Source organism: Desulfonatronospira thiodismutans ASO3-1 (genome assembly GCF_000174435.1).
In the GTDB taxonomy this organism is placed as follows: Bacteria; Desulfobacterota; Desulfovibrionia; order Desulfovibrionales; family Desulfonatronovibrionaceae; genus Desulfonatronospira; species Desulfonatronospira thiodismutans.
On sequence record NZ_ACJN02000003.1, the window covers coordinates 464,158 to 476,437 of the forward strand.

At 52.2% G+C, this 12,280-nt stretch carries 11 protein-coding genes; 3 read left to right on the forward strand and 8 right to left on the reverse strand.

The window, feature by feature from the left end:
• Positions 1 to 2 precede the first annotated feature (2 nt).
• From DTHIO_RS14065 to DTHIO_RS14075, 3 genes are read right to left on the reverse strand one after another with little or no spacing between them, the layout of a single operon-like run.
• Positions 3 to 941: an NADH-quinone oxidoreductase subunit B family protein gene (locus DTHIO_RS14065; protein WP_008870929.1), complete on the reverse strand. Its 939-nt coding sequence runs from the start codon at positions 939 to 941 to the stop codon at positions 3 to 5.
• 39 nt (positions 942 to 980) lie between these two features.
• Positions 981 to 1,415, reverse strand: coding sequence for a hydrogenase iron-sulfur subunit (locus DTHIO_RS14070; RefSeq protein ID WP_008870930.1), 435 nt, complete (start codon positions 1,413 to 1,415; stop codon positions 981 to 983).
• A 20-nt stretch (positions 1,416 to 1,435) separates the two neighbouring features.
• Positions 1,436 to 4,516 carry an FAD-dependent oxidoreductase gene (locus tag DTHIO_RS14075; protein WP_008870931.1) on the reverse strand — a complete coding sequence of 1,027 codons (3,081 nt, stop codon included), beginning with the start codon at positions 4,514 to 4,516 and terminating at the stop codon, positions 1,436 to 1,438.
• A gap of 731 nt (positions 4,517 to 5,247) precedes the next feature.
• Between DTHIO_RS14075 and DTHIO_RS14085 the strand changes: the two genes are divergently transcribed.
• The gene (locus DTHIO_RS14085) at positions 5,248 to 6,018 is read left to right on the forward strand and encodes a septal ring lytic transglycosylase RlpA family protein (RefSeq protein WP_008870932.1); all 771 of its coding nucleotides are present in this window, start codon (positions 5,248 to 5,250) and stop codon (positions 6,016 to 6,018) included.
• Here DTHIO_RS14085 and DTHIO_RS14090 read toward each other — a convergent pair.
• Together DTHIO_RS14090 and DTHIO_RS14095 are read right to left on the reverse strand one after the other, a co-directional pair.
• Positions 6,005 to 6,295, reverse strand: coding sequence for an integration host factor subunit alpha (locus DTHIO_RS14090; RefSeq protein ID WP_008870933.1), 291 nt, complete (start codon positions 6,293 to 6,295; stop codon positions 6,005 to 6,007). The genes DTHIO_RS14085 and DTHIO_RS14090 overlap by 14 nt on opposite strands.
• A gap of 92 nt (positions 6,296 to 6,387) precedes the next feature.
• Positions 6,388 to 6,801 carry an HIT family protein gene (locus DTHIO_RS14095; RefSeq protein WP_008870934.1) on the reverse strand — a complete coding sequence of 138 codons (414 nt, stop codon included), beginning with the start codon at positions 6,799 to 6,801 and terminating at the stop codon, positions 6,388 to 6,390.
• 411 nt (positions 6,802 to 7,212) lie between these two features.
• Here DTHIO_RS14095 and DTHIO_RS21185 point away from each other — a divergent pair, with 411 nt between their 5' ends.
• Both DTHIO_RS21185 and DTHIO_RS14100 read left to right on the forward strand, forming a co-directional pair.
• The gene (locus DTHIO_RS21185) at positions 7,213 to 7,524 is read left to right on the forward strand and encodes a hypothetical protein (RefSeq protein WP_144311539.1); all 312 of its coding nucleotides are present in this window, start codon (positions 7,213 to 7,215) and stop codon (positions 7,522 to 7,524) included.
• A gap of 14 nt (positions 7,525 to 7,538) precedes the next feature.
• Positions 7,539 to 8,594 (forward strand): elongator complex protein 3, encoded by a 1,056-nt coding sequence (locus DTHIO_RS14100; RefSeq protein ID WP_008870935.1) that lies wholly within the window; start codon positions 7,539 to 7,541, stop codon positions 8,592 to 8,594.
• Here the strand turns inward: DTHIO_RS14100 and thrC are convergent.
• From thrC to tyrS, 3 genes are all read right to left on the reverse strand, one after another.
• Positions 8,582 to 10,027, reverse strand: a complete 1,446-nt coding sequence (gene thrC, locus DTHIO_RS14105; protein ID WP_008870936.1) for a threonine synthase — start codon at positions 10,025 to 10,027, stop codon at positions 8,582 to 8,584. The genes DTHIO_RS14100 and thrC overlap by 13 nt on opposite strands.
• 80 nt (positions 10,028 to 10,107) lie before the next feature.
• Positions 10,108 to 11,001, reverse strand: a complete 894-nt coding sequence (locus DTHIO_RS14110) for a 4-hydroxybenzoate octaprenyltransferase (protein ID WP_008870937.1) — start codon at positions 10,999 to 11,001, stop codon at positions 10,108 to 10,110.
• A 13-nt stretch (positions 11,002 to 11,014) separates the two neighbouring features.
• Positions 11,015 to 12,217: a tyrosine--tRNA ligase gene (gene tyrS, locus DTHIO_RS14115; RefSeq protein ID WP_008870938.1), complete on the reverse strand. Its 1,203-nt coding sequence runs from the start codon at positions 12,215 to 12,217 to the stop codon at positions 11,015 to 11,017.
• Positions 12,218 to 12,280 lie beyond the last annotated feature (63 nt).

Sequence of the window (12,280 nt, forward strand, 5' to 3'; positions counted from 1 at the left end):
GTCTACCTCCTAACGGGTCTTTTGAGTGTGCCGTGGGCCCCGGAAAAACGGGCCAGGTATCCCCGGCGGTCCGGCATCTTGTTTGGATCAAACCCCACAGAAGCCAGGGCCCCCATATAATCCACCAGAGGCTTGGCACCTTTTCTCACAGGACCGTAGCATCCCCGGCAGGGCACCCTGGCGGAAATGCACCTGGGAGCCCCTTCTTTGCCTCCGCATCCTACTCCAGTGACAGGTCCCAGGCACAGAAAGCCCTGCTCCAGCAGGCAGCGCATCTCGTCCAGGGGCTTTTCCGGGTCGAATTCCGGGGCGGACAGCATGCGCTTTATGTCTGCAAGACCCTTCTTGCTTTCTCTTATGGTGGGACAGGCATCACAGACAGACTTTTCCGGCATCCGGTATTCGGTCTTGCCTTCCAGAAGGGCCAGGACGGCCCCGGCGATCCAGTCCGGATGCGGCGGGCATCCTGGCAGGTACAGGTCCACCTTGACCAGTTCATCCAGGGCATAACACTGATCCAGAAGAGGTGGAATATGCTCTGTTGGGTAGTCCGCAGGATCGGTTGTAGGTGAATCCTTGTAGGTGAACTTTTTTAGTTCCTCATCGGAATACATGTTGATCATTGCCGGGATCCCGCCGTCAGTGGCACAGGTCCCCAAAGCTATAAGGATCTGGCATTTCTTGCGCATCTCCAGCAGAACTTCTTTGTGCTCCTCGTTTCTGACCCCGCCGGAGACGATGCCCACCACCGCCTCGGGGATGCTCAGATGCTCTTCCTCACCGGTCTGCCCGAAATACTTCTTATCCAGGATGACCGGTATATGCACAAAATCCAGGTTGTTTACCAGCAGATCCACCAGGACATCGCCCACGTTCAATATGGCTATTTCACAGCCGGCACAGGCATTCAGCCATTCTTCGGCTACTGTTACCTTGGTCATATAAATACCTCCGTTAAGGAAATGAAAGGACCTTGAGCGCTATGCGCTCTGGGTTTCCTTGCTGACCCGCAGGGGATTGGGCCCCAGGGACTTGATTTTATCGGTAAATTCATTGACCACCTTGGCGAACCTTGGTGCCTCTGCTGAAGATACCCAGTCCAGCCTGAACCTCTCGGGATCAATGTCCAGGTCTTCCAATACCAGCTTTATGGCCTGGGCCCTGGCGTATGCCTTGTGATTACCATCCAGGTAATGACATTCACCAAGGTGTCAGCCCAGGACCAGGACGCCGTCGGCGCCTTTTTCCAGGGCCTCCACCACCAGGTTGGGATGCACCATCCCGGAGCACATGACCCTGATGGCACGCATGTTGGGCGGATACTGCAGCCTGGACACGCCGGCCAGGTCAGCTCCGGCATAAGCGCACCAGTTGCAGAGAAATCCCACAATGACAGGTTCTTTATGTTCAGCCATCGTTATATCTCCTTGGTTTTTTAGACATTTTCCAGGACAGCATGTACCTGTGCCCTGAGCTGCTCATTGGTAAAACCGTGCACAAACACTCCCTGCTTGGGGCAGGTGGCTTCACAGATGCCGCAACCCTTGCACAGGGCCTTGTTGGTTTCGATTTTCTTGTGCTGAACACCCTCCACATCGTAGTCTGTCAGACCGATGGCCCCGTAAGGGCAGGTGTCCACGCATATGGCGCAACCGTCACAATTTTCCGTAACAAAGGACTTGATGGAGTCCAGGGGCATTACTGACCTGGACAGGATTGTGGATGCCCTGGACACTGCGGCCTGGGCCTGGGCAATGCACTCGTCCACAGGCTTGGGGTAGTGGCAAAGTCCAGCCAGGAACATACCGTCCACGCTCATGTCCACGGGCCTTAACTTGGCGTGGGCCTCCTGGAGAAATCCCTCGCTGTTGAGTCCGCACTTGTAGAGTTCCACCAGTTCTTTGTGTTCTGTAGGTACCACTGCTGAAGCCAGCACCAGGTAGCTGGGCCTTATTTCCACGTCCCGGTACAGGATGTGGTCCCTGGCCATCACCACCAGGTCGTCCCCGTCCTTGCTGACTCTGGGCTTGTTGTCCAGTTCGTACTGGATGAAGATGACCCCCAGTTCCCGGGCCTCTTTGTACAGGTCCTCCCGGGCACCGTAAGTCCTGATATCCCGGTAAAGAACATATACCGGCATTTTGGGGTTGGCTTTCTTCAGCTTGATGGCCGAATGCATGGTGTGTGTGCAGCACACCCGGCTGCAGTAGGGCCTGTCCGGCTCCCGTGATCCCACGCACTGAATAAAAACGGCCCCTTTGGCCTTGTCCAGGGCTGGTGCGTGCTCGGACATCTCCCGGTCGAATTCCAGGTGGGTAAAGACCCGTTCATCCTGGCCATAGAGGTATTCCTGGGGTTTGTGTTCCTGGCCCCCGGTGCAGACGACAGCTATGCCGTACTTTATGGCCTTTTTCTCGCCGTTTACTTCTATCTCACTTACAAAATCGCCCACAGCGCCCTTATTGGTCTTGAGCTGGGCGTTTTTATATACTTTTATACTGGAGTGGTTTTCTACCCTGGAAATGAGCTCTTCCAGATAGGGCTTTATCTGTTCCCCGCGCCAGGTGGAGGCCAGGTTCCAGGCGTTGCCGCCCAGCTTGTCCGCCTTTTCCAGCAGGATGGTCTCATATCCCTGGTCAGCCAGTCCCAGGGCGCTGACCATGCCTGAGAGACCGCCTCCAACAACCAGCGCGCTCTGGTTGACGTTTACCGAGAGGTGCTCCAGGGGCTGGAGCATGGAGGCCTTGACCACTGCCATGCGTACCTGGTCCTTGGCCTTGTCCAGGGCCTTTTCAGGCTCCTTGCCGTGCACCCAGCTGTTCTGGTTGCGGATGTTGGCCATTTCAAACAGATACTCATTAAGCCCGGCATCCTTCATGGTCTCCCGGAAAAGAGGCTCGTGGGTCCTGGGAGTACAGGCCGCCACCACCACTCTGTTCAGGTTGTGCTCCTGGATCTTGTCCTTGAGCATGACCTGGGTATCCTGGGAGCAGGAAAAGAGATTGTTTTCCACCATGACCACGTTGGGCAGAGACTTGGAATATTCCACCAGCTCGTTGACATCTATGGTGCCGGCGATATTGATGCCGCAGGAGCACACAAAGACGCCCACCCTGGGCTCTTCTCCGGACACTTCTTTTTCCGGTGGGAATGTTCTTTCCTGGGTCAGGCTTCCGCGCTGACTGCTAAGGGATATGGAAGCCGAAGCAGCGGCGCAGGAGGCATCGGTTACCGACTGGGGGATATCCTTGGGTCCCTGGTAACATCCACTGGCATAAATGCCGGGGACGTTGGTGGCTGACGGGGTAAAACTGGAACTGTCCGCGAATTTATACTTGTCCAGCTCCACTCCCAGCACCTCTGCCAGGTCAACGGAACTTTTGGAATTTTCCAGCCCAACCGACAGAACCAGGAGGTCAAACTCCTCCTTGACCCTCTCCCCGGTCTGGTCGTTGAAGTACTCCACCTTTACCCCGCAGCCGTCCTGTCCGGGATAAACTGTGTGGATACGGCTCTGGACAAAACGCACACCGTTTTCTTTGGCCTGCTCAAAGTACTTGTCAAACTCCTTGCCGTGGGTACGGATATCCATGTAGAAAATGGCCTGGTCCGTATCTCCGGTGGTATGCTCCGCCGTTACCATGGACTGCTTGATGGCGTACATGCAGCAGACCGAGGAACAGTAGCCGTTGTCGCATTTATTGATGTTTCTGGAGCCTACGCACTGCAGCCAGGCTATCTTCTTGGGCTCGCTGCCGTCGGAAGGCCGGGTGAGATGTCCCATGCATGGACCGTTGGAAGAGAGAAGCCTCTCATATTCCATGCTGGTGACCACGTCCTTGAACTGGGAATAGGCATAGGTATCAAAGGCGGAAGGGTCAAAGGGCTTGAATCCCGGGGTCAAAATGACCGAACCGACGTTTATTTCCTTGATTTCGTCCTGGAAATCCTGGTCCAGATCAATGGCCCCGGTGGGGCAGTACTTTTCACAGGCCCGGCATTTGCCCTTGCCTTTTTCGCCCTTGTTGCCGCCCTTGACAAAAAAGATACATGTCTCCTTTTCAATGGCGTACTTCAAGGGTACGGTCTGCCCGTACTTGATGTATGCCGACTTGCGCTTGTCCAGCCCCTCGTTGAACTCGTCCGGAACTTTCTTGGGACACTTTTCCGCACACAGGTTACAGGCTATACATTTGTCCATGTCAATAATGCGCGGCTTCTGGCGCACCTTGACGCTGAAGTTGCCTTCCCGGCCGCTGATTCCTTCCACCTCGGCCAGGGTCAAAAGCTCGATATTCAAGTGCCGACCGCACTCGACCAGTTTAGGCGAAATAATTCACATTGCACAATCGTTGGTGGGAAAAGTCTTGTCCAGCTGGGCCATGGCCCCGCCTATACCGGAAGACTTCTCCAACAGATAGACATAGTATCCAGCGTCAGCCAGGTCCAGGGCTGACTGGATACCAGCGATTCCTCCGCCGACAACCATGACCGCGCCTACTTTTTCCGCGCTCATTCTTGACCCCCTTTAGCAAATGGTAATGAATTATTAATATGCTCCATTTCCTTTGAGTTTGTTATAACACGCACAAGCATACATAAGTCAAGACCTGTTTTAACAAATATTAAACAACAAAAAAACAGTAAAAACAAGTAGTTAAATCAAAATACACAAAATAAAACTGCCATATTTAAAAATTTGATAAAAATTTCTCACAACGAAGACAAACAAATAAACCCCGGTAACGAGCCGACTTACTACTAATAACTGATATCACTGATTAAAAAATTATCAAGGACAAACCTGCACAAATCATCCTGCCCTGCCCGGACTGAAAATGCGTAAGGAACTGACGGAACTCATCACTTGCTCTCATGGACATTTTTAAATAATATGGAGTTTGTACTGGAGTAAAAGCTTAGCCCTTGTTGAGGAAAGCAGGGGACAGTTCCGCGTTTATTTTTTTTCTGATGGACAATTTTCAGCTGTTGGCCCTGGAAAAATAAGTGCGGAACTGTCCCCATGCCACATGCAAATGGCTAACCTGTTACTTACTGGAAAACAGTTTTCCTGCTGATGAATAATCTGCAACAGCACACCCTGAACATGTCTCTTGCCGGTCTTCAGGCCTTGTGCCTCCCCTGCTTGAAGCATAAGCCTGAATCCGTGAAGTATACTTTTTTCGACATATATCCTTGTACAAAGATTTGGCGGACACCAGCAAAATAAAACACAGGAAGCAAAGTATGAAAAGATCTTTTTTCGGTTACCTGGTCATATTTTTTATCATTTCAGCAGTAGCTCTGACTGCGGCGTGTTCCCCGCGCAAGGTCTCTCCGCCCACCCCACCCCCCAGGATTGAAGAACCCGAGAGAGAACCAGTCAGACCGGAACCCCCGGAAGAAAAGCTGGACAGGGCCCGCAAATACACAGTCCTGGGACAGACCTACATCCCTTTGTCCTCATCGGAAGGTTTTGAAGAGGAGGGTATTGCTTCCTGGTACGGACCCAAGTTTCACGGCAAAAAAACCGCCAGCGGAGAAGTCTACAATATGTACGAAATAAGTTCAGCCCACAGAATCCTGCCTATGCATACAAAGGTGGAGGTGACCAATCTGGAAAACGATAAAAGCATCCGGCTCAGGATTAATGATCGCGGTCCTTTTGTAGACGACCGCATCATAGACCTTTCCATGGCAGCGGCCAAAGAACTGGATATGATAGGGCCGGGCACTGCCCCGGTGAGGGTCAAGGCTGTGGGCAGCGCCCCCAGGGATGAGTTGCCCGGCACTTTCTATGTTCAGGTGGGGTCCTTTACCACCAGAGAAAACGCCGAAAACAAAAAGGGCCGGGTTCAGGAAAAGGGATACAGCGAGACACGCCTGCAGAAAAATGATTCCGGCGGCCAGACCGTGTGGCGTGTACAGGCCGGTCGTTTCGAAAACGTCGGCCAGGCGGAAAAAGCCAGGGACAGCCTCAGGGAAAGCTACCCGGAAGCCTTCATCATTGCTGATTGATCTCTGAGCGGAATTTACGCGACAATCTGAAAACCACTACTTTCCGCCCGGGAAGAATTATAGCCTCGCTGGTCTGAGGGTTGCGGCCCTTTCTGGGCTTCTTGTCGTAGGTCTCGAACTTGCCGAAACCGCTTATGAGCAGGGAATGGTCTTTTTTTATGGCCTGCTTGATGATATCCAGCAGATGCTCTATCTGCCCTTTGACCTCTGCACGCTTTCGGTCGCTTTGCTCGTATACCCTGTCCACCAGATCCGACTTGGTTAGGGTGTTGACCATAAACCTCCTCCTGTGTTTTTTCTGCATGAACCTGAAAACCCCTGCCGGCAAAGGCTGTGCTGGTGATACATTACTCCGGGCTGAAACCGGACCTATGAAATAGCCGAAGAGATTTTCCGGGCAAAATCCTGCATCTCTTCATTATTATCATACTTGTACTGAGGCCAGAGCTGCAGGCCGTCTCCGTGAAAACGGGGGATCAAATGCCAGTGGGCATGCATTACCACCTGTCCCGCGGCCTGGAAGTTGTTCATGCCGACATTGAACCCGTCGGCCTTTAGACCCTGAATAATACCCCGGCCCACCCTGCGGATTGCTTCGTGCAAATGGGCTGCCATATCTTCAGGTATTTCCAGGATATTTTCTACGTGCTCCCTGGGAATTACCAGGCTGTGCCCCCTGACAGCAGGAGCAACATCAAGAAAACAAAGGACTGAGTCGTTTTCATAAACCTTTGCACTGGGGATTTCTCCGCGGACTATTTTACAGAAAATGCAATCCTGCATGCTGCCTCCTTGAAAAAGTTGCTGTCTGAAGAATCCTGATCTTTCATCCAGGCTCCAGGCCAGGCCCTCTTGAGATTTTTGCAGTGCCTACTTCGAACTTGTGGGTGAACAGTTGTCAGTTATTTATTATCAGGTGCTCAGCACAAATTTCCACAGGTACATGTCAGTGACTTACTCCTGAAACCCTGTCATAAAAAACAAGGTATCTGTTTAGCGCTTTGCATGTGGCATGGGGACTGGCTCTTCCGGGACCCACTTGTCCCAAAAAATGAGATATTTTAAGCACAAAATGATGCTCAAGTGGGTCCCGGAGTGCCTGTCCCCTGCTTTCCTTAAAAGCGCTAAACAGATACAAAACAAGAAACTTAGACAGGATTAACAGGATGGATAGGATAATCAGCCACCGGCCTGATGCCGCTGACTGAATTTACCATCCAGCACTCACTTTCTTCCGACATTCATGAGTGCCGGAAAAAAGTGAGTGCTGGAGTGATTACCTTTTGGCCTGGCTTCCGGCCAGGACAAAAATGTTTTTCTCTTAATCAATCTCTTAATCTAAGCCTGCCACGCTTCTTGGGCGTGGTTAATCCTGTCAAAAAAGTTCTTTTCTTTATTGGGTTGCGGGCAAAGCCCGCCTTAGTCTTTATTGTACAACACCCTTTTATTTTTAACTTTTGTCTGAAAGATATCTTATCCAATCAATCTGCTTTTTGCAACCCCTGATTATATTTAATTTTATGAGCCTCACCAGATTATATTTCAAACACCCTGAGCCGGACAGCTCCAGACAACGCCTCTACCCTGTGTTTCTGCCTTTTTCCGGATGCCCCTTCAAATGCATTTACTGCTCCCAGGAGGCTCAGACCGGACAACAGCCAACGCCCCATGAAGTGCAGGTCCAAAGAATCCATCAGGATATATGCACACTGTTTAAAAAAAAACCGGAGCCTTTTTCCCTGGGCTTTTTCGGAGGGACCTTTACAGCCCTTCCTGCAGCCACACAAAAACTTTTTCTTAAAACAGCCCTGGAACTAAGGAGGGCGGGAGCAGTAAGCCATATTCGCTGTTCCACCAGGCCTGACTGCATAGATCAAGGCCGGATCAGGTTACTTAGGGACTACGGGGTGGACATGGTGGAACTGGGGATACAAAGTTTTGACAGCCGGGTACTGTCTCTTTCAAAAAGGGGATATGGCGGTGAAGAGGCCCTGGACGCCTCGATGCGGATAAAACAAAATTCTCTGGAGCTTGGAATTCAGTTGATGCCGGGGTTGCCCGGATCAGACTCCGCAAGCTTTGCAAGGGACCTGCAGGCTACAGCAGAGATGCAGCCAGCTGTAGTCCGGCTGTACCCCTGCCTTGTACTGGAAGATACTTTGCTGGCCCGGCAATGGTCCAGGGGTGAATACAGGCCCTGGCCCTTAAACACCACTCTGGCCCTGGTTTCCAATGCCCTGCTCAGGATGTGGCTGGCCGGGATACCGGTAATCAGAACCGGCCTGGCCCCGGAAGGCTCACTTCTGCCCCGGATAAAGGCCGGACCCTGGCATCCCGCCCTGGGGGCCATATGCCGGGGCAGGGCCCTGGGTGCATACGTGACCGCCATGGCCTCGAGACTTGGTGCAGGAGGCCCCCTGCAGGTTCTCGTTCCCCAAAGGTATATAAGTGATTTCTGGGGACATGGAAAAGAAAACGAAAAACTCTATCAGCGCAGTAAAATTTTCAGGAAAAACGTGGACACCTGGGATCATGAACTGTTCATGCTGGCCGGATGTGCACCTCAGTTGCCCTGAAGACCCAGTATACGCACCATTTCATTCACCGCCGCCCTGGTGAACTCATCTTTGCTCATGCGCTCTTTGTCCTCTTCACTGAGCACACTCTGAGGCTGGTTGATATACTCCTGCCTGGGGGTAATCCCGTAGCCCGGGGAAAAGGAGCGGTTGAAGTACATTTCCTGAAATCCGCTGAACTTCAGGGCATGGGCTGTGGCATCCAGAATGGAAAACTCATCAGCACCTACAAGACCCTGATCCCTGGCCTGAATAAGTCCTGCCAGGCATTCCCCGCCCTGGGTACAGGCTATATGGCCATTCTGGTTGGCCAGCAGCATGGACTCAATTATCTGCTGCTCCTGGACATGCACTACATTGAAGGCATCTTCACCCTGCTCCTGCTGGTACTTCGCCGCCAGTTCACGCACCCGGGGAAAAGAAACCGGGTTGCCGATCATGGCCGCCTGGGCCACGCTGGGGGTTACTTCAACCGGGGCATAGCTCCTGTCCCCGGGATTTTGCCGGTAATAGCGGTAAACCGGGTCCGCGTGAGTGGACTGCACCCCGAAAATCCGGGGCAACTCGTCAATTATATCTAATTTTTTGAGCTTTAAAAACCCGTTCATGACCGCTGTAATATTGCCTGCATTGCCTATGGGCACAAACACGCACCTGCCGGCCATATCCCAGTTGCTCCACTGGGCGATCTCAAAGGCATAGCTCTCCTGGCCCAGGATTCTCCAGGGATTTTTGGAATTCAAAAGGGCCACCCGGAAGTTGTCCGCCAGATACTCCACCACGCGCATGCAGTCATCAAAAACTCCGGGCAGTTCGATGACCACGGACCCGCTGCCCAGAGGCTGAGACAGCTGCTGCGAAGTGACTTTACCCTGGGGGAGCAGAACAACTGATTTCACCGGTCCATCCACATAGGCGGCATAAAGGGCCGCGGAAGCCGAAGTGTCTCCGGTGGAGGCACAGATGGTCAGGACCTGGTCCCAGTTGTTTTTCTTCACCAGCTGATTCAGATAACTAAAGGCACAGGCCATTCCCCGGTCTTTAAATGATGCGCTGGGGTTCTGGCCGTCGTTCTTAAAGGCCATTTTCCGGCCCACATTTTTCTGCAGCCTGGGGGAAGACTCAATCACCGGAGTATTACCCTCCCCAAGATAGACCACATCTTCCTTATCCACCACCGGGGCGATAAGTTCAAAAAATCTGAAGATGCCCTGCATCTGGGTCATCTTGCCGGCTGCACGCTGGTCGAATACAGCCCTCCAGTCTTCCCCGGATGTCTTTTTAAGCTCGCTGAAATTATGGTCCTGCAGGAGAAAAACCCCGCTGCATTCAGGGCAGGTGTAATGCAGTTCGTCCCCGGGATAAACGCTCTTGCACTCCAGGCAGTGATATCTCAGATCTCCCCTGTATGCTGGAAATTCGTCCATGGTCATGAAAACCCCTGTAAAATATTTCTGAAGTTGATCAACAAGTACTTATCTGCCACTTTAGTTCCTGGAAAATCTTATGCCTTTCAGCCACTGACCAGGAAAACATCAGCCAGGACCCCGGCCAGCAGGATTACGGATACAAGGGCATTCAGGGTAAAGAAGGAGACATTGAGCCTTTCCAGGTTGTCCGGGGAGATGATCCTGTGCTCGATAAAAAGAACCACCGCCACGACAAACCAGGCCAGATAATAGGGCCAGGACGCGGCAAAGGCGATCCCTGCCAGCAGGAAAAAAAGAGCCGCATTGACGTGGGAGAATCCGGCCAGGGCAAAAGAAGTGGCCGCCCCATGCCTGGCAGGGATGGACTTGAGTCCGTTTTCCCGGTCAAACTCCATATCCTGTGTGGAGTAAAGTATGTCGAAACCTCCTACCCAGAAAAGCACACCCAGAAACAAAAAGACCGCCGGCAGAGTAAGTTCCGGTGTATAGGCGATCCACCCGGCCAGGGGAGCCAGACCCAGGACAGAACCCAGAAAAAAGTGGCATATACTGGTCCACCTTTTGGTATAGCTGTACACTGCAGACCAGGCCAGGGCAAAAAAGGCCAGCAGAAAAACCGGGAGATTCAGAAAGGCGCAGGCCAGGACAAATATAACAGCGCTTGCTGCCAGAAAATAATAAGCCTGTCGCACCTGGATTTCCCCCGTCACCAGGGCCCTGTCCCTGGTTCTCGGGTTCAGGGCGTCCAGGGGGAGATCGGTAAGCCTGTTGTGGGTCATGGCAAAGGAGCGCACCATTATCATGGCCAGGGTCAGAAAGATGAAGACCTGCCAGCCGGGCCATCCTTCAGCGGACCAGAAAAGCCCCATGTAGGCAAAAGGCAGAGCAAATATGGAATGTTCAATGCGGATCATCCTGGCCCAGGCCAGGGTTGCCTGCAACACCCCGGCTGATATTGAACCCGTTTTGCTTGTCATGTAAGAGTCCTTGTTATTGTACTTTAAGCTTTAAAAACCTTTTTTTGCCCACTTTCAGGGTGTACTCCCCGGCACCGAACACAGCCTCAGGGTCTGTAAGCTTCTCACCGTTGTAAAGTCCCACTGCCTTTTGTCTGCATAGTCTTTTGGCTTCGCTGCGCGACGGACAAAGCCTGCTCTCCACCAGAATATCAGCCAGCCTCTTGTTTTCAGCCGGGGAAACACTGAATTCAGGCATATCCTGGGGCATTTCATGGGCCGAAAAGACACGGTTGAAATTCTCCCTCTCCTTTTCTGCTGCCTGCCTGTCATGAAACCTGGCGGTTATTTCCATGGCCAGTTCTTCCTTGCAGTACTTGGGGTGCAGCCTGCCCTGCTCCACGTTTTCCCGCATGGCTTCAATATCATTTAGATTCTTGTCCGAGAGAAGTTCGAAATACCTCCACATGAGTTCGTCGGAGATGGACATGAGCTTGCCGTACATATCCCGGGCCGGTTCTTCGATACCCACATAATTATCCAGGGACTTACTCATCTTCTGCACCCCGTCCAGGCCTTCCAGTATGGGCACTGTCAGGATAACCTGCGGTTCCTGACCGTATTCGCGCTGCAGATCCCTGCCCACCAGCAGATTGAATTTCTGGTCCGTACCGCCAAGCTCCACGTCTGCTTTTAGCTCCACGGAGTCGTATCCCTGTATGAGAGGATACAAAAACTCGTGTACAGCTATGGAGCGATTTTCCCGGAAACGCTTGTCAAAATCATCCCTTTCCATCATCCTGGCCACTGTATACCTGGAGCAGAGTTCCACAAAATCCGCTGCATGAAACTTGTCCATCCAGGTGGAGTTGAAAACCAGTTCGGTCTTTTCCGGATGCAGAATCCTGAATATCTGGCGTTTGTAGGTTTCAGCGTTTTGGATCACTTCCTGGCGGGTAAGTTTCTTACGGGTCTCGGATTTACCTGATGGGTCTCCGATCATGCCTGTAAAATCGCCAATGAGAAAGAGTACATGGTGTCCCAGTTCCTGAAAATGCTTGAGTTTCTGGATGAGCACGGTATGCCCCAGGTGAAGGTCAGGTGCAGTGGGATCAAAGCCTGCCTTGACCCTGAGGGGCTTTTTTCTGTCCATTTTTTTCAACAGTTCGGATTCGCTTACAATCTCCACACTGCCACGCCGAATCAAAGCCATGGCCTCCTGATGATTCCAGCTCATTTCATCTCCGCTTTAATTTGAAATCGTGTAACTTTTCCCCATCCGATAAAATTGGTCAATCTA